The organism is Bdellovibrio sp. ZAP7 (assembly GCF_006874645.1).
Classification (GTDB): Bacteria; Bdellovibrionota; Bdellovibrionia; order Bdellovibrionales; family Bdellovibrionaceae; genus Bdellovibrio.
Genome location: NZ_CP030082.1, coordinates 2,590,981 through 2,609,518 on the forward strand (window position 1 = coordinate 2,590,981; position 18,538 = coordinate 2,609,518).

14 protein-coding genes are annotated in these 18,538 nt (G+C 45.9%); 6 read left to right on the forward strand and 8 right to left on the reverse strand.

Annotation, left to right across the window (positions count from 1 at the left end):
- Positions 1 to 2: 2 nt before the first annotated feature.
- The 3 genes from DOM22_RS12510 to DOM22_RS12520 form a co-directional block, all read right to left on the reverse strand.
- The gene (locus DOM22_RS12510) at positions 3 to 1,037 is read right to left on the reverse strand and encodes a hypothetical protein (protein WP_246845948.1); all 1,035 of its coding nucleotides are present in this window, start codon (positions 1,035 to 1,037) and stop codon (positions 3 to 5) included.
- A 93-nt stretch (positions 1,038 to 1,130) separates the two neighbouring features.
- Entirely contained in the window at positions 1,131 to 3,530 is a 2,400-nt protein-coding gene (locus DOM22_RS12515) for a hypothetical protein (RefSeq protein ID WP_142700701.1), read from the reverse strand.
- The gene (locus DOM22_RS12520) at positions 3,520 to 4,836 is read right to left on the reverse strand and encodes a hypothetical protein (RefSeq protein WP_246845949.1); all 1,317 of its coding nucleotides are present in this window, start codon (positions 4,834 to 4,836) and stop codon (positions 3,520 to 3,522) included. Before DOM22_RS12520 ends, DOM22_RS12515 begins: the two co-directional genes overlap by 11 nt.
- A gap of 168 nt (positions 4,837 to 5,004) precedes the next feature.
- On the opposite strand from DOM22_RS12520, the gene DOM22_RS12525 reads away from it, so the two are divergent.
- Both DOM22_RS12525 and DOM22_RS12530 read left to right on the forward strand, forming a co-directional pair.
- Positions 5,005 to 6,051, forward strand: a complete 1,047-nt coding sequence (locus DOM22_RS12525) for a glycosyltransferase family 9 protein (RefSeq protein WP_142700703.1) — start codon at positions 5,005 to 5,007, stop codon at positions 6,049 to 6,051.
- Positions 6,048 to 7,328, forward strand: a complete 1,281-nt coding sequence (locus DOM22_RS12530; RefSeq protein ID WP_142700704.1) for a 3-deoxy-D-manno-octulosonic acid transferase — start codon at positions 6,048 to 6,050, stop codon at positions 7,326 to 7,328. Before DOM22_RS12525 ends, DOM22_RS12530 begins: the two co-directional genes overlap by 4 nt.
- Before the next feature lie 147 nt (positions 7,329 to 7,475).
- Here DOM22_RS12530 and DOM22_RS12535 read toward each other — a convergent pair whose 3' ends face one another.
- Positions 7,476 to 8,486: an HNH endonuclease gene (locus tag DOM22_RS12535; RefSeq protein WP_168196648.1), complete on the reverse strand. Its 1,011-nt coding sequence runs from the start codon at positions 8,484 to 8,486 to the stop codon at positions 7,476 to 7,478.
- Between the two features lie 825 nt (positions 8,487 to 9,311).
- Between DOM22_RS12535 and DOM22_RS12545 the strand changes: the two genes are divergently transcribed.
- On the forward strand, positions 9,312 to 10,445 hold the full coding sequence (locus tag DOM22_RS12545; RefSeq protein WP_142700706.1) for a hypothetical protein: 1,134 nt from the start codon (positions 9,312 to 9,314) through the stop codon (positions 10,443 to 10,445).
- Positions 10,432 to 13,704: a hypothetical protein gene (locus DOM22_RS12550; protein WP_142700707.1), complete on the forward strand. Its 3,273-nt coding sequence runs from the start codon at positions 10,432 to 10,434 to the stop codon at positions 13,702 to 13,704. Before DOM22_RS12545 ends, DOM22_RS12550 begins: the two co-directional genes overlap by 14 nt.
- On the opposite strand, the gene DOM22_RS12555 is transcribed toward DOM22_RS12550, so the two are convergent.
- From DOM22_RS12555 to DOM22_RS12565, 3 genes are read right to left on the reverse strand one after another with little or no spacing between them, the layout of a single operon-like run.
- A complete protein-coding gene (locus DOM22_RS12555; protein WP_142700708.1) occupies positions 13,694 to 14,116 on the reverse strand; it encodes an NUDIX domain-containing protein in 423 nt (140 codons plus the stop codon). The two genes, DOM22_RS12550 and DOM22_RS12555, sit on opposite strands and share 11 nt — an antisense overlap.
- Complete coding sequence (locus tag DOM22_RS12560) at positions 14,116 to 14,850, reverse strand: helical backbone metal receptor (RefSeq protein WP_246845622.1); 735 nt, start codon at positions 14,848 to 14,850, stop codon at positions 14,116 to 14,118. Before DOM22_RS12560 ends, DOM22_RS12555 begins: the two co-directional genes overlap by 1 nt.
- 23 nt (positions 14,851 to 14,873) lie before the next feature.
- Entirely contained in the window at positions 14,874 to 15,407 is a 534-nt protein-coding gene (locus tag DOM22_RS12565; RefSeq protein WP_142700709.1) for a DUF3465 domain-containing protein, read from the reverse strand.
- Between the two features lie 171 nt (positions 15,408 to 15,578).
- Between DOM22_RS12565 and DOM22_RS12570 the strand changes: the two genes are divergently transcribed.
- Together DOM22_RS12570 and DOM22_RS12575 are read left to right on the forward strand one after the other, a co-directional pair.
- Positions 15,579 to 16,871 carry a hypothetical protein gene (locus DOM22_RS12570; RefSeq protein ID WP_142700710.1) on the forward strand — a complete coding sequence of 431 codons (1,293 nt, stop codon included), beginning with the start codon at positions 15,579 to 15,581 and terminating at the stop codon, positions 16,869 to 16,871.
- A gap of 23 nt (positions 16,872 to 16,894) precedes the next feature.
- Entirely contained in the window at positions 16,895 to 17,737 is an 843-nt protein-coding gene (locus tag DOM22_RS12575) for an MBL fold metallo-hydrolase (protein WP_142702218.1), read from the forward strand.
- Between the two features lie 55 nt (positions 17,738 to 17,792).
- Here DOM22_RS12575 and DOM22_RS12580 read toward each other — a convergent pair whose 3' ends face one another.
- Positions 17,793 to 18,503: a hypothetical protein gene (locus DOM22_RS12580; RefSeq protein WP_142702219.1), complete on the reverse strand. Its 711-nt coding sequence runs from the start codon at positions 18,501 to 18,503 to the stop codon at positions 17,793 to 17,795.
- Between the last annotated feature and the right edge of the window lie 35 nt (positions 18,504 to 18,538).

Sequence of the window (18,538 nt, forward strand, 5' to 3'; positions counted from 1 at the left end):
AGTTAGAATCTCCAATACGCATCAAACAAAACGTAATAACCATCCGTCGCAGAAAGCTTAAAGGACGAAACATCCGTTGAGTTGAGCGATAAACTGAAATGGAAGCGATCCCAAATCTTGACGTAAGTTAAATATCCACCGAGCGCTTTGGTTTCAAAGTTATAACTCGGCCCCAAAAGAATACGGTCCCAGTTATCACCGATAAACTCATATCCCGTTTGGAAGGATGTTGTACCGAGAGTTTTTACCGCTGTGACATCCGCGGCGTTCGCAAATGACATCGCCGCCACCGTGAACATCGTATGCGAGATCACGCTTTCTGAAGAAATCGAATCCCAGTACACCGTAAAGTTGAGAGTGTTGGAATTATCACTTGGAACGTGAGCTGTATTGGCGCCGATAGAAAAAGTATTTGAATCCGAGGCGAAGACACGGAATTTACCAGAACCATTGTAGGCGCCTGCGATATCCCCGGGGATGATTGTTCCCACAGAAAGCCTATCGGTGATGCCATAATTGATCTGACCATACCAGCTCATGACGTATTCATTTTCCCACAAGGTCTCGGCGGTCTCGCCGACGGACACACCTTGGGTGAACAATGGTTTGTACTTCGCAGAAATATTTTTGCCACGACGTTTGATAATCAAATCCGTCGTGCCTTTGTACTTGTTATTATCCGAAGACAAATTGATGTGATAAATCTGATCACCCAATTGGATGAAATGCAGGCGTGACTGACGCTGAAGTTCTGCTGTCACCTGGAACGTGCCATCTTCGTTATTGGAAACACCGATGATCTCTAAAAACCCGATGATGCCGACGCCACTTTTTTGCGATTCAACGGCGACCGTCTCGCCCACGCGCCAATCATTGAAGGCAGTGGTTGCTTTGATAGTTTTATCATCAATGATATGGTCGATGCGGGCACTGGCATCTTGATTGGCGTAATAAGCCGGTTCGGATGCTGGCTCACGCATAACGATGGGAACCTCTTCGTCCATTGCAAGGGCGCTGGCCATCACCACCGGTGACACCAATAACAACCCCAAAACTGCAACCCAAAACCTAGTCCCCAACATCTGGGAAACCTTAACTTAGTTTGGGGACGGGTTCAATTTCCGATATGGCTATTTCTGGCTATTTTTAGCTTTATTTTGCATCACGGCGGCATCAGCTGCTTTTTTTTGCAGCTTCTTTGCGGCAGCTCTTAGCTGCATGTCCTTGATAGCTTTCATGGCGCGCATCAAATTCAGGCGATCCGCTTCATCCAACCAGATTTTTTGCGCTTGAAACCAGGCAATTTCCGCAGCGGAACCTTCTTTGCCATAGAACACCATATACGCGAAACCTTGGTTTAAAAGCGTATCAAATGGAATATCTTTCTTCATTTCTTTAATGTACGGCAGGAACCTTGGTGAGGCCGCATACACTTCATCAAGCGAAAGCTTTTGATTGCGATCTTGATCATAAATCAACATCACGGACTCCATATAGTGAAGCACTGTCACCATTGTACGGATATTGGCAACCTCCACCAAACCTTGATCTTCTTTGGGCGACACGTAAGCCAAATAACGAAGTGTCGTATAGAACTCTTTCCACTGCTCGGGTTTTAGGTTCGCTACGAACTTGGCCATCTCGGGCAAGTTATCAAAGTACTTGCTGAAATTCAGACGGAGGTTCGATTGGAAACACTGCTCGTTCAAATAATAGAAGCCCAAAGGATCCACATCCTCCGCCAAAGACTTCCCGTTCGCTTTACCACAACCCGCCAGCAGCATGTCGTTGTAAACGGAACCCGACGAAGACAAACCCGCACTGAATAACAAGCTTACGAATTCAAAAGTTTCCCTTTGATTCATGTACGAGTCCCCATTGCCACTGAAGGTAAAGAAATTAGCTTCCTGGAAGCTGCGCTCTCCGGTATTTCCCGTGCGTGGGTCGAAGGCTTTTAGATCGAACATCAACTCTTTAAAGTCTTCGTACCAAGTCACCAAACCACTTGTTTGCATCGCCGCTTTGGTCAACTCGCCACTGGTGTTGCTGCCATAAGCCAGAAGCAAACCGCGAGACATAGTTCTCATCAAATTAGATGTCGTTAGACTTTTCCAAGTGGTTGTTGAAGCGTGAGCGTTGTTGAATTCCTCGATACGGCCTTTAGCATTATAGGAAATCAGCACCGCAGAGTTTAAAAGATCGCCATAGTCCTTCCAGGCATTTTCCAAAGCCATGTGTTCGTATGGATCTGTGGAAAGTCCCGCCTTGATATAACCAACAGCATTGAATTTTCCATATTTATCCAAAAGCTCTTCTTTGGAAATCAAAGAATCTGCGGAACGACCACTCACCAACTGGGCGTCGACGAAGTTTTGTACCAGTCGCCACACATTGTACTCACGTCTTAAGGCGACGATATGCTTTTTCTCTAAACCTAAAATACCACGAGAGTCACCATTACGACCCGGTTCAAGCAGGCGCAAGATGGCTGCACGATACAATGTTTGAATCGAAATGGGTCTGATCTTCGCGATCGCCTGAATTTGAGGAAGACCAAGAATCGTTGTGATCAAATTGTCGATGTCTTCCAACGGAATCATTCCACGCGTCGCGATCTGAGGTGCACCTTCAATCAAGTCGATGGCTTGACCGATAAACTGACTCACCTCACGCACTTTGGGCTGCGTGCTCATATCGAAATTGTGAATGATATAGTGATATTTTAAAACCAAGCCATACAGATCAATCAAACTGTTCAGGCTGCCCTTCCACTGAGTGTAAGTCGCAAGCTGAGCTTCTTGACCCATCAAAACGTTTTTAACCACTTCCACAACTGGCAACCACTGAGTCACGTTTTTATCAGTGTCTTCGTCTTTGATAAATTCTTTGAAACCTTTAAGGGCCCGTTTCCCGTCCTCGAAAGAATAATCCGAGCGCGACGTTTCAGTTTTCTCTAAAAGGCGTTGCAAGCCCACCCGCAATTGCTCGACCGCCGCGGAAACCTGTTGCCAGTTTGCTTGATCGACCGGAACACCCAACAGGAGCAATTTAATATGCGGAGCTAAATCGACGGCTTCATCACGAACGATTGCCAGAACATCAATCAGGCGCGTGATTTCTTCTTTGGTCAAATTATTGCTGGAACCACCCAAGACCGCTTTCTTGATTTTCATCAATTCCAAAGCGAATTCCGGCGTCACGACATTCTCTTTTAAGAAATATTTCGAGAAAAAGCGGCGCATTTCCTCGACCGTATAGGCATTACCCTGCGCCCCATAGGTTTTCTTTTGGAAATACATCAAGGCCTGGCGCAGACAGTCCACCGACGTGCGGATTTCTTCTTTTTCGCCATCACCGTTTGTCAGACGTTTCAAAGTTTCCGGAACGCCTTGCAAACAAGCTAGTTTTTCATTCGAGAAATGCAGTTCTTCTTCTTTGGTTTGCTGACCATTGATAAAGTCGCTGCAACCCACAGCCGTGATCATCAAAACCGAAGCTATGAGCAAAGAGAACTTACGCTTAAAAGACATAAGCTGCTCCTAACATCAATCGGTCATTATTTGCAAACTGCGCCAGTTCATTTTGATTGCTTTGCGATGTCGGCCCCGCTTTAAGCATTTGCATCTCGCCAAAGAACGACCACAGACCAGAAATACGCAGACGCGCATTCACCCGGAACAATTGAAAATCATTTTCATCGGATTGCGTAAAGCTCAATTTTGTAATCAAACGACGCGCTTTCCCCAATGAAAAGCTGGTTAAAAGTGAGGCTTGATTCGCGTGATAAAACGGATATAAATTTGTCAAAGGCTCATTGGCGCGGTCCGCCCCCGTCTCAGTCACTCGGCCACCGTGAATATCTAAACGCATAATATTAAACGCCCACCAGCCATTGTCCCACTCGACGAACGGACTTACCATCAACGCGTCTTCAAAAACGGGCTGAGTCCAATCAGGATCCTCGAATACTTTTTCTTTCGTCGGGCGATCTAAAATAGTGCTCACACCCACGCGCAGATTTTTCATTTTATAAGTCACATCAGCGCCCGTCAGTGAATGATAAAACACTTGCGGACGCAATTCGACATTTCCTTTAAGAGTACTTAAATCCAGACTGCCTTGATAACCAATCGCCAACGTATTATCGGGCTTATATATATAGCTCAGCTGTGCTTTAAATCCGTTGGGATCTCCCACTGCGATCTTCGCACCATAGGAATTTTGCACAACAACTTCGGTCGTGGACGGCTGATTCATGTTGTATTGCATTTCCGTGGCTTCGTCCCAGATACGAACGCTTTGTGGAGGCTGATGAAACCAAGGATTTCCTCTGACAAAATCCCCGTCTTCGATTTCAAAGCTCGGACCTTGGCTGGGAATATAAATCGGAGATGCAAACAAAGTGAAATTGTAAGTCGGTCCTTCTGTTTGCCAAAAAATTCCGGACAAGCCCTGACGGTCTGGTGACAGTGGATTCCACTTAAAAAGTGGCTCCCACACACCTAATTCCCAGCGCGCATCCAGTTCACTCCACAGCATTTTCTTACGACCGATATAGAATGTTTCGGTGTCGCTCTGTTTCGTTTGCACATAAAGTTCCGAGATATTTAGGTAATTTAACAGAGGCGAGCCGATCGCCACACCACCCGAGATATCCATGCGCAGGGCGGAGTCAGAAAAGGGCTCTGTCTTGATCGCAGCACCGACAAATTGATAGTTGGTTTTCTGCGTAGCTTCAAACTCGGGACTGATAAAAGAGTCGGAGAATAGCTTCATTTCTGTGCGCACTTGCGCCACAGCGAATCCTGGCAGTGCTAACACTGCCCAAAAAATCATCAAATGAAATATAGAGGCCCCTTTGGGGGGACACCTAAATAGCATAGTTCTCCCTATCTGCCCTTAATACATCAAAGGTTGTGCCCTGATGAGGGGGAAATTAGGAGGTATTGCCGTGGAACGTTTTAAACAAGTGACCTTTTTGGGCGCCCTTGCTAGGATTCCCTCATGTCTCAAATTGAGACCCGTAAGGGTGCTAAATTTTTAATCATTCGCTTCTCAGCGTTTGGCGATGTCGTGCAGACATTGAGCGTGCCTTCTGCAATTGCGCAAGCATTTCCAGAGGCCCAGATCCATTGGATCACACGCAAAGACATGGCGCCCCTACTGCGCAATCATCCGCACATTCACAAGGTGTGGGAGTTTGATCGCAAGGCTGGTGCACTGGGTTTGATGAAGCTTGTCTGGTCGATGCGTCCCGAGAAATTCACGCATATTTATGATGCCCATAACAACAGCCGTTCACGCATTATTTCTTTGCTCCTGCGCCCGTTTGGTTTCTTGGGCTTGGGACCTAAATTCATTCGTCGTTCGATTCGTCGTTGGAAACGATTTTTACTTTTCAGATTCCGCATTAATAAATTTGAACAACCCTTCAACGGTCAGCGTGATTTGCTGGAGCCTTTGCAAAAATGGGGTGTGAGTAAAGCGGCCCCAGCGGCTCCGCAGATTTTTCCAAGTGCTGACGTGGTTGAGAAAGCACGTGGGATTTTGGGCGATTTCGCGAATGCGGTTTCATTGGCGCCTTCAGCGGCTTATTTTTTAAAACGTTGGCCAAAAGAATACTGGGCTCAGTTGATTCAGCTGATGCCAGGGCAGAAGTTTGTTTTACTCGGCGGCCCCGAGGACTCGTTTATCGAAGACATTCATGCGGTGGCTCCAGAGCGAGTTATGAACCTGGCTGGGAAAACTTCACTTCAAGTAAGCTCTGCGGTGGTGGGACTTTCTCGTGTGGTGATCAGTAACGACACCGGGCTTTTGCACGTGGCCGAGCAATTGGGAAAACGCACGATTGCTTTGATGGGCCCCGCTCCTTTTGGATTCCCTTCGCGCCCGACCACGAAAATCATGGAACTTGATTTGTACTGCCGTCCTTGCAGCAAGCACGGTCAGGGTCCATGTGTGAATAAAGAAAAATTCCATAAGTGCCTGGTAGATATCACTCCCGCACAAGTAGCAGAACAGTTGCGCCACATCCTTGAGGAAACAAAATGAGTCTGTTGGTGTTTTGGTTTTATAAATTCGTATTGGTGCCTTTTGCCTGGATCGTGTTACAGCTTCTTCGTCCGTTTATCAGTGGCAAGTTGCGCGATATGATCGAGGATAAAAACCATAGCTTTTATAAAATGACTCACCCAGGGACTGAAAAACTGATTCCTTTACATCGTCCGCTGTGGATCCATGCCGCCAGTGGCGAAATTGAATACGCGCGTCCCGTGATTCGTGAATTTAAAAAGGCCCATCCCGATATTCCGGTGATTGTGACCTACTCGTCGCCGTCTGCTAAAAAGATTTTAGAAAGCATGCACGACATTGATATGTGGGCGGCTTTGCCCTGGGATTTTGATATTTCGGTCGCTTCTTTTATCGATAAATGGAATCCCCGCGCTTTGCTTTTCTCGCGCACAGATGTGTGGCCAGTTTTGGCTCGAGTTGCTAGGAAAAAGCGCCTGACAACGGGTTTGTTTTCAGCGACTTTTGCTGACAACTCTTCCCGCCTTAAAGGTCTTTCAAGATTTGTGACGAAGTATGCGATGAATCAGTTGGATGAAATCCACTGTGTGACCGAGGAAGATCGTCGCAATTTGTATGATCTGGGAATTAAAACCAAAATCGAAGTCAGTGGCGACACACGTTTTGATCAGGTTTTCCATCGCCTGGAAAATCCGAAACAGTTGAAAAATGAATTGATGCCTTCGACGGATGATTTCGTTTTTATTGCTGGTTCCACTTGGCCCGAAGACGAAGAAGTTTTGGTTCAGGCGTTAAGCAAAATCAAACGCGATAATTTGAAAATGATCATCGCTCCCCATGAGACCACAGCCGCGCACTTGGAAAAGCTGGAAAAGCAATTCAGCGATGCGGGCTTGCCGTATGTGCTGTATTCAAAATCCACGCATTGGCCTTTGGGTAGCATTCTGCTGGTTGATAAAGTCGGCATTTTGGCGGAGCTTTACACTTGGGCGGATATCGCCTTTATCGGTGGCAGCTTTAAGAAACAAGTGCACTCCGTGATGGAAGCTTTAGCTGCGGGCTTGCCCGTGATGGTGGGACCCCACCATCAAAACAACCGCGAGGCTTTGTTCTATCAAAAGAAAAACTTCTCTTCAGGTATGATCGTGCAAGTCGTGCACAACTCTGAAGACGTGATGGTTTTGATCGATCGCATGCGTAAGAAATCCTTCGCCTTCCCTCACATCAAAGAGGAAATCCGCTCTGAGATTGGCAAGAACAAGAACTCCACGCAACGAGTATTAAGCAGCTTCTTTTAGGATTTACAAAATAATCATGAAATCAGCGCCCGGCCGTCCTTGGCAAAGCCGTACACGGGGCCTCGCCGCTGATGCCGCAGCCGTGGACGCCATGAGAAAGGCTTTCGACGTTCTTCGTATGGACGGCACACACTGCAGTCGAACCATTCATGAAAGATACCTAATCCCAGCTTCAGTGCGATACTTCGATCTATTGTGACCCGCACATAGCAGCTGCAGGTTCTCGACCCGATGCCCACCGCCCGCCCACTGGCTATGCTTATGATCTACTTGCAGACGCCAAGTGCTTTCACAGCGTCTTCCCGTAACCGGATCTACAAACTGGCAGCAAACCTGTTTTAATCTGATTTTCTTAGTGTCAGCTGCTGAAGGCTTCTGTCCATATACCGCCATCGTGGCGGTAGCTCTCGTATTCACATTCGGGGTTTTGGATACGTTGACTTTATCAGATGAAATTGACTTGTCAGAATTCCCAACTTGCACTTTATCCTCCAACGTTATTGCGGCATCCGTTTCAGGCATTTTCTTCGCTTTCAGGGAGCTAGTTTTTTGCTTGATAACTTTATCTGACAGAAATTCTAAAAAAGCCCCAAGATCTGCGGAAATTACAGCGTGAGATAAAAGCGCCTGAGCCTGCTTTACTTTTGCATAAGCTTCTTTTGAAAGGGTAAATTCAATACGGACGCTTTCGTCGGCCTGAGTTTTTTGATGTGTAGTTTGTAGAACTGGCAAATCAAAGAACGCCGCCACCTGTTGTTGAGATTCTGTGTGGTTTTTGCCGCAAAGGTCATGAATAACTTCAAGTTTCTCATCAGTAGTTACGGTGATGGACTGATTTTTAAACACCTCTCGGGAGGCCTTTTGGATTAGGGATATTTGATTTAACTTTAATTCGCCTGTCTGAATTTTCGCGGCAATCTCAGGAATTTCTCGAATCATCCGCGCGGCATCGATACGGCGCTGGGCACTTCCTTCAGAATATCCCACGCCTTTTACCAAATAATCAAATAGACTGCCAAATCCAAGATCCAAGTATGTGCGACGAGAATCGATTTCTTTAATCGTCAAAAGCACTTCGTGCAAAAGATCACGTTCCCTCTGCGCCAAAGTTCTTATTCTTTGATCCAGTTCTAATTTATTAAGTACTTTTAGATTCACTGGCGACCTCCTGATTTTGAAAGCACAATATCATAGGTTTTCAGAGGATCTTTTTTGAGTAGTCTAGAATACCAAACAAGCTCGCCTTGTAAACGCATTATCGCCTCAAGATTGAGAGATTGGCGAAAACTTGTTTTTTCGAGCGAAAAAAATGAAAATCAGCGCACGGGGCTTATTCTGGAAACTCATTTTAAGCGTCAACATTTTTGTGCAATCGAAGCCGTTATAAAATTGAAATATTTGGCGCTAAGAATCTTCACAAAAAAATTTAGCAAACCTGCCGGGCGGAAGAAGAAGTAGAAGAAGTAGAAGAAGAAGTAGAAGAAGTAGAAGAAGAAGAAGATGAAGATGAAGATGAAGAAGAAGAAGAAGAAGAAGAAGAAGAAGAAGAAGAAGAAAAAAATGATGAGCATGAGCTAGCTTTTCTTGAACAGCTTATTTATCAGTCAAATTCTGAATTCTTCCCCTGAATTCCGACAAATTTATAATTCTACCTACGAAAACAAATACCAATGCCTATTGCAATCATGGCAGGAACACATAGCCGACAGCTGTCGAGAAAGCACTGCCACGGTGGCGGTGGATTTGTACCTAAAAACCCGGGTTTATATGCGCATATTTCTGCCTCAGGAAATGCCCCATTTGAGCGAAGAAAAACTCACGTTACCCACCTCCCCCCGGCGCCTTCCCCGATACCTCTCCCCGGAAAGTGACCAGCCCTTTTTGTCACCGGGTGCTCCAGCCGTATCCTATTTGTAATATATAAGAATAGGCCTCCCAACTTGTGTGCACAGAACTTGAAGTGAACGGTGGTACTGGGGTTTTATGAAAACGGCCGCTATTACATCACTTTGTCTCATTTTGATACTGGCGACTAAAGTCTTCGCTCAAGGCACGTCTGTGACCAACGTATCAACCGACTCTGAGAAGAAAAAGTTCTCAGCGGAGTGGCGTTTATCTATGAAGGGCGCGGATGAGGGCGATGAGCAAACTCAAGCGACTTACGTGGACCTGCGTTTAGAGGTTAAATCCAAGTATATCTTAAGCAATTTACTTTATATCGATCTTCAACCTGCGATCCGTTTGGTTTCTGGCCAAGCTCAGACATTGGACGGCGCAGACAACATGAAAAACTCGATCCTATTGAACCAAGCTGGCTTGATGTTTAAACCAGCAAGCTTCTTCCAATTAGCAGCCGGGGCTTTGGATCAGCGTTATAACCATACGTCTTTACTGGTAGATTCTATCGCCTTCCCTTCTGCGCGCATGCAAAGCCTTTTCAGAGTAGGCCCTGGCATCGCGGGTTTAGTGATTGAATCAGCTATTCCGACATCGACTTCGTTAAGCACGAACACCCAGGAAAAAGAGCCTACTCCAAGCCTTAACTCCGCATCGTTGCGCTTAAACTTTAACTCTTCCAAGAATGCTTTCTGGAAAAATAAAGTGGGCTATTTCATCTACAACAATCTGCCGTCAGCAGTGGCTCAACAGTCCATGCTGTTGGGTAATGAAGTGAACACGGTTTCTGACGCTCACTATGAATTCGTAAACAAATATGCCGGCGTCGAAGCCAGCACGGAAATGCAAATTCCATTGGGAACTTTGCTGGATATCACCTTGGAATCTGAGTACGTTAAAAACACTGAAGCCAAAGAGGATGTGAACACGGCCTATAATGTGGCTTTGGGTAGCATCCTGCATGTGTCTTCGGCTTTGGATATCACTTTAAAAGGCAAATACTACTCTGTGGCTCCAGAAGCTGCGGTTTCTTACTTCAACTCCCGCGGCTATGAAACAAACCGTATTGGATATGAAGTGAGTGGTTACTTGAATTTCTTAAAACAGGGATACAACTTGGGCGCCTCTTATAAAGACGCTGAAGTTATGTTCACGAACACTGTTCAATCACGCGAGAAGACAATTATGATTAAGCTGGAGACTTCTTATGCCAACATCTAAAATGTTTTTCGTAAAAGTCATTTTAGGATTGAACCTTTTGACGCTGGCAGCGTGTAACCTGCCTTCTCCAAAAGACAAGACAGAAGGCAGCTCTGAAGCTGCGACCTTCACAATCGACAGCATCAAAGGATCTGCTGCCTCTGAACAAACGGCGGGCGCTTTTGCTTTGCCTGAATCTAAAGTATTCAACTTCTCTGTTTGCGTAAAAGATGTCGCTTACAATAAAACGATCGCGGGCCATAAATTCAAAGTCACTGAAGTAGACCAAACAGTGACATCTGATGCTGCTGGTTGCATCAACTGGTCTGAAAAAATCAAATACAACTATCTTGCGAACTCTCAATACATTGAAGTGACTCGTCATATTCAAGGCTTGGGGTTGCAAAAAGGGACTCGTGAGATCGACCTTGCGATCAACCCTTGGTCTCACGGTGAAACTTTGCCGGCAGTGGTTGACTTGCGTAAAGAGCAAGTGGACCAACTGGTTTCTGATAAAAAAGCGATCCAACAAGCTCTTAAGGGATTTGGCACAGACGACAAACCGCGCACGCGCAAATTGTGGGTGGAAGACGGCCGTCTGTTCGTGAACGAACAAAAGATGACCTCTGACGGAGTGACTTTGATCGCAGAATTCCGTGGCGCTCCTTCCGTGCAATTAACCAAAATGAATGGCGAGTTCATTCTTAAAACCCTAGCTTCAGGCACGTTCAAAGCGCGCATGAGCCTGATCCATATCTACACTGAAAAAAACCAGGAAATTCACCGTCTTTTGGCGCAATCCGAAGTCATTACGACTTCGATGGCCAACGGTACTTTAAGTTTGAAAGCTCCGATTTCCTTGAATGCGGTTCCAACTCGTGGCCAAGTTGCTTTTGGTTTGGAACTAGCTCCCCTTGACGGCCCAGAAGGCCTTACACCCTTCCAAGGTTTCTTCATGATGAGCGAGTACGACCAAATCAAAGGTACGAACATGTTGAAGGTCAGCTCTCAAGTGGCTCAATCTAAAGACTTTAAATTATCAGAGTTCGTGAATGCACAAATGATTCAACCGTCAAAAACGGGTGCTAACACGGTCGACGATGAGACGTACCAAAAACCGAAAATCGAAGTTTCCCAGTTGGAATATAAATTCATTCGCGTGGGCGAAGAAACAACGGCAACTCGTGAAGTGATCTATAGCGTAAAAGCATGTGTTAAGAGTGGTTTGGATCAAAAAACAACTCGTGCACACACATTCACGATCACCAAATTCCGTCAAAATACGACTGAGGCAGCACAAACTGTAAATATCAAAACAGATAACAACTCTTGCATCACTTGGGACGAAAGCATCAAGTTTAAGTACTTTGATTGCCAACGTTTCCTTAAAGGTTCTGTGATGATTTCCAATAAAGAATTGGGAATGAACGAAACGGTACCAATGTTGGTAAATCCTTGGGAAACTTGGGGTCCCATGGGTCGTGACGCTCGTTACATCGATCCAACTGAAAAGTTGATCTTGGATTGTAAGATGGAAAACCGTCCACGCACGCAAGTGATGTTGGATGCTTACAGCTACAACACGGTTTCTTACAGCTACTCTGTGGATTCTTTATTCAATTTAAATGTGACAAAAAAAATCCAAGTTCGTATGGATCCACATTTGCTGGTGTATTCAAGTCTATCGAACGGTCGTTCCGAAGTTCAAAAGCTTCGTGATGGTACTTACTTGCTAAAAATGGCTGTGGTTAAAAATGCGGATTACGACTCTAAAAGAACTGTGGTTTCCTATGCCCAGAAACTTGTGACGGTTCTGACAGGTCAAATCAACACAGAGATTCAATTCCAAACTCAAGATTTGAAAGCCTTGGGGAATCGTAACAACATGCTGATCGAGATCTACCCTGTTGATGAATCTAAAGTTCAAGTCGGTAAAGACGGTCAACTGGCAATGAAGGATGCGAAAGCTTCCTTGGATTCAGCTATCGACAAAACAAGTCAGCTTGAAACTCCGACCTTCATGGGCCCGGTGGTTCTGAATGTGGATGAAGCCGGACGTAACGTGCGCGTGGCCGACGCGTCTGCCATCAATAAATTCTTGCTTGAAGGCAAGGGTGACAACGTTCAAAAACCGACAATCCAACAGATCATCAACCAAGGTCAGATTGAACAATCGGAGCGCATGAAAAACCAGGTTGCTTTGGCGAAACCGGCGACTTATGCGATCAATAACAACTTGGACTTGATCACTTTAAACACCGCTGTGAACTACAACACACTGGGTGCTTTGGTACCTTCAATGGTGGGGCGCAACCCTCGCCTTTTGACGACGAAAAAAGATCTTGCTGATATCGTGACGACAGGCAAATTGACAGCAGACACCGCACAAAAACTTTGTGCTTTCTGGGCGCAAGACTACTTGCCACGTATGAACCGCGAAAAAGGTGGAGCGATCCAAACTCAGTTCGCGACTTTGTTCGGTGGCGATTGCATGAGCACGGTTAAGAAAAATCCTGAAGCGTTCTTCCAAATCGAACGCCGTATGAACGTTAAAAAGGTCATGGGCAGCCGTTACTTGCAAGGTTACAATCAAGGTTTGCAAGTCGGTACAAGCTTTGGTTTAAGTCACTCTAAATCCAGAACGTTCTCGCAAAGTGTAGGTGCTAAAGCGGGTCTAAGCTTTAAGTTCTTGGAGTTCTTCTCTGTCGGCGCGGATGCGGGTGTGTCTTTGTCATGGGCAGAAGCTCAAGCCACAGCAAACGGTATCGGTGTGAACACGTCGACAACGATGACGGTTCAACAAAGCAAAATCAAAGTGCGCGTGGGTCAATACGAACAATGTGCGATCGTAAAATTAAATCCGGCATTGTTCATCAAAGGTCAAAAACCTTGGTATGACATCCGTCGCTCTGATTACGTGAATATCTTGAATCCGGCTTTGAGCGAAAACGAAACTGCAGCTGCTGTCACTCGTGGCTTGATGTTGTGTGAAGGTACGGATCGTACTTTGCCAGTGGATGTGACTGAAAACTTCTATTTGATCGCACAAGAAACATCCAGTACGCAAATGCAGGATAATGGCGATGATCGCAATCGTAACTTCTTCCTGGCTTTGCGCTCCACGACGGACTTCAATAAGTTCGTTGCAGCCATCAAAGGCAATGTGATTATGCCTGCGACGGCGCAAGCGAAAGAAGCGACTGTGACTGACACTACGGACATGATCACGAAGATGTTCTCTGCAGGCTTACCAACCAGCCCAGGTATGTTCAGGAATTAATTTTCTCTAAGGCCCAAGTTAAAACTCGATTGAGTCTTGGGCCAAATAAGTACTTACACTCATCTGCTGATGCCCAACGATATTCATGATGTTCAGGCGCACCCAACACCTCACTGATGGGCATTTCAATTTCTGGAGTGCCTTCGACCAAGCCGATATAATAGCGTGCGACTTTCCCCTGCCCATAGCGTTCGGTTTCATAGTAGTCGTGACCGAAGGGGAAGTCTTTGGGAAGCAGGCTGGTTTCTTCTTTCATTTCACGCAAAGCTGCTTTGAAAGGATCTTCCTTGGATTCCACTTCGCCTTTGGGAAAATCCCAATAGTTGAAACTGCGTAGAATCAGAAATCTTACGCCCTCTTTGTTATTACTGAATGGGACCACTCCCGCGGAAAGAATATTTCGGGTCGTCATTATTTCAGAGTCTCCTTAAGAAACTGGATCGAGCGGTAACCGAACCACGAGAACGATTCCCCGTTCACGATGGCTCCTTCCACTCCCAGGCCCTTAAGGTCTGAAATCTTTTTGGCAAAAGGAAAAGGTTCTGAAGAAAACAGACAAAGAGCATTCGGGTGATCTTCCAGTTCGATGACAGGATACTTTTCCCCTTCGGGAAACTCGACCACTTTCATTCCAAGTTTGTTTAAAACAGATCCGATATAGGTTTCTTTGCTGACTGCCATCCACGGTTTTTTCCAGATCAGGTACAAAACTTCGCTGTAATTCTGATGAGGGATTTTCACCCAGTCCAAAAACCCTGGAATTTTTCGGGAATCAAATGCAGGCGTGGGTTTTTCTAAAATATCCAGGCAATCCACGGCCATTTCCATCAATGTTGCGTTTTCGAAAAATTCGCCGAGCTTCACTAATTCTTGCTGAAGAGTTTCAAGAGAATGAACGTGCGTTGCCACGTACTTAACCGGGCACTCTTCCGCCATTTCATAGGGATTTTCTTCCTGATCCAACAGAACGATGTCAGGTTTAAGATCCATCACCAGATCCCAGGAAACTTCCTTGGTCCCACCGACAATGGGAATATTGGTGATCATTTTTTCGGGATGAATACAAAAACGCGTGCGGCCGACAACATTGATTCCAGCTCTTAACAATGTCTCGGTCCACGATGGGACCATGCAAACCACACGCATTTCTTGTCTCCTATAAAAGAAGACTACATGGCTGGTTGAAGGGAGTCAAAATCTGGTTCCCAGTCATAGAACGGGCGACCATGGGGCATTCCGTGCAAAACGCCATCGACCATCACATAACCGGAGTCATGACGGCTGTTTGTTGATTCGTGAACCCAGTGAAGGATCGCACCATCTGGAGACGGTTTATAGTGACCCGCTTTGGCATTAGAAGTGATGTAATCACCGCACGCCTCAACCACACCGCCGATGCGCAGGTTGTCGATTTCGCGAAAGCTTGTGTTGTAAATCACTTCGATCGTATCGCGAGGACCATCGCCGATTTTAACTTGGAAATGCTGGTGGCTGGCTTTGCCTTGGTAGATATTCGTCACGACACCATAAATATGGCCGCGATTTTTGTACTGATTCTTAGTTTGTTTCTTCCAAAGCAAGATCTGTTCGTTGATGACTGGGATGGGTTGCCCATTTGCTATGCAATCTGGCGCTGCCTCTGTCGCGAAGGCGATAGTTCCTGATAAAATCAGAGCTAAAACCGTCAATAAATTCCGTTTCATAATGCACTCCTTTGCATATAAAAATCGTCGGCTATTTTCGCGGCCAAAGCCAGTAAGATGTGCCGCTCCATTGTCAGAGTTCTGTTAACCCCGCAGAGCGAAAATAAAGTGAAAACTTGATTCTTGTTGGGAGGCAGATAACTATGTCCCCTTTCAAATACGAGGTAAAAAATGACGCAACTATTCCCGCTTAAGGAAAAACCAGCTCTGAGCCCCTACAAAAAAGGCGATGTCCTTGTTTTGTTCGGCGAACTATTCTCCCGTGGTTATGCCAACGGTTTAGTCGAAGAAGCTGAACGTCGTGGAATGACGATCGTTCGTGCAACTGTCGGTCGTCGTGAAAAAGACGGAACTTTGCGCGCGTTGAATGCTGAAGAAACAGCCAATATCCCCCAACCTTTTATCAACGTTCCTTTGGAAGCCGGATTCGATATGGAGCCCGCAACAAATGGCGTGACTCCTTGTGATCAATTGGCCGGAATCAAATTGGGCGAGTGGGAAAATGCCAAGCTTGATTGGAAAGCGATTGATGAATCACAAAAAGCGGGTTCTGAACGTTTCAAAAAGAACACTGAGATTTTCATCAAAGAACTAGAAAAACACATCCCAGCGGGAGCGAACGTTTTGTTTGCTCATTTGATGGCCGGTGGTGTTCCCCGCACTAAAATCATTATGCCGATTTTAAATCGCGTTTGTAAGGGCACGGGCGATCGCCACGTGGGCTCGCAAGCTTTGATGGATTCTGAAATCGGTCAGTTCTGTTTGCGCAACTTTAAAGAAGTAACTTCTGAAACTTTCAAACACTTGGTTGAAATTTCGGCACCGCTTCGTAAAAAATTGGAAGCTTCGGGCAGCCATGTTTCTTACACAGCTTACGGTTACCACGGCACGGAGGTTTTGATTAAAAACGATTATAAATGGCAGACTTACACTTGCTACTTCCAAGGTTGGGCGAAGATGGCGTTGGAAGATCACTCCATCGCCTTTGCAAAACAAGGCATCCATTGTTGCGTTTACAACTGCCCAGAGATTTTGACGAACTCAAGCTCGGTGTTCCAAGGTGTTGAAGTATCACTTTACCCTTTGGTTACAGCTATTCAAAAAGACGCCGGAGATAAAAAACACGGCGAACAAGTTTTGAAACAATGTCAGGAGCTTTTGAAAGACGGCGTGACCTTTGAACATATCAAGGCTTTCACCGACGAATATCTGACAAATCCACTGACTTTGGAGTTTACAAAGTACGACCAGTGGCCGCAACATACTCGTCAGGATCAGATGGAGTACATGTTGAAGTCTTCGGACTATCTATTTGATTTGCATAAGGATCAGAAGAATCTGATCACAGCTGTTTTGTCTGAAGTTGTCTTTAAATCTTGTGGCTATGTGATGCTTCACGATTCATGGACTCCGAAGTCACCAGTTGCTTGGTTGGGTCACGATATCGTTGCTCGCTGCATGTAACATCAGCGAAAGAAAGGCTCAGGATGTCCGTCGTTGCTGGGGAAAGCTGGAGTTATCAAAAATATAAATTCCATGGCCTTTCCCTTTCGGGCATCCGCACCGCCATCGCCATGCCGGAGCTTTCTTTAAGTTTCGACGTGGCTCAGGGCTTCCCCTATCTTTTGAATCTTAAGAAATTCTTTATCAGCCATGGCCACTTGGACCATGCCGCTGGAATCCCCTACATCATTTCCCAAAAAGCCATGACCTCGCAAAATGCGGCGCAGTTTTATATGCCCGGAAGCCTGGTCGAACCGATGACCAATATCATGCGCGAGTGGGAAAAAATCGAGGGTCATCAGTACAAGTTCGAATTCATCCCGGTGAAAGCCGACGATGAAATCGAAATCAACCAGCAAAATTATGTTAAGGTGTTTCCAACCACTCACCGGATTGAATCCTTCGGCTACACCCTGTTTGAAACGTCAAAAAAGTTGCGTGCGGATCTTCAGGGGAAATCGCAGGAAGATATCGTAAATCTGCGTCGCAAAGGTGAAGATGTAAATGAAATACACCACCACCCGATGGTCACTTTCACTGGCGACACTCAGATTGAGTTTTTAGGCGTTCGCCCTTGGGTGAAGAAATCAAAGATCTTGATCATGGAGTCCACCTACCTGGACGATCGAAAAACCATCGCGAATGCTCGCGAATGGGGTCATACCCATTTAGATGAGATCATTCCCCATCTTGATGAAATCGAATCCGAACAAATCGTGCTGATTCACATCTCCAGCCGTTACTCCGATGCCGAAGCCCTTCGCTTAATCAAATCTCGGATCCCCGACAAACACCACGATCGCATCGTGCTTTTCCCGGGGCGCTAAAAAGTACGGACTTACCTTTAGAAATAAAAAAGGCCGGGATTACCCAGCCTTTTCCTTAGAACAAATCGTTTAGATCCATCCAGATTTTGCGATTCTTTTGTTTTTTGCTTTTGAAATAATCTGTCCACTCTTGAGGCGTGCGTTTATTCCATTTATCAGCCAAATTAGCAGCGAAGATCAAAGGCGCTTGGCCTTGCCCCAATTTATCTTTGGGTGGACGAAGTGCTGTTAGCATTTCAGGACCATAGAATGCAGAAGGCATCAAACGATCTCTGTCACCCAACTCGCCAATGATCACTGCATTGTGGACTTGCCCCAACACCGTGCGAGTCAACGGACCTGAAGCTTCATTCGTCTTAGGAGCACCCGCAGAACCCACAACGATCATGCCGCTGTCTGCGCGCTTGTTCAAAGCATCCAAGAACGCTTTGCTTTGCTCATTAGATTTCAAGTTGAAATCCAAGAATACAAAACTTGTATCTGCTGGAAGAGTGTTGATGCGTTCATGCATCGCTGCCTCATCCACAGTGCCTTCAGCTGTGTACGGAGTATAGTTGATAATTTCGCAATTTTTGCACGATGCCGTGGAATCAAAAACGGGCTTCACTTTCAATTCAAAGTCAGCCTGGTTCTGCATACCGAAATAGATCACACGTGTTTTGCCCGCAGGAACGGATGCTTGCGCCAAAGCGCTGCCCCAACACATTGCACCGAGAAGACTTACTGTCACAATTTTTTTAATAGTTCTTATTTTGCTTGATGCCATAGATTTCAAGTTTGCCCTCCCCCTTGCTTTGCTGT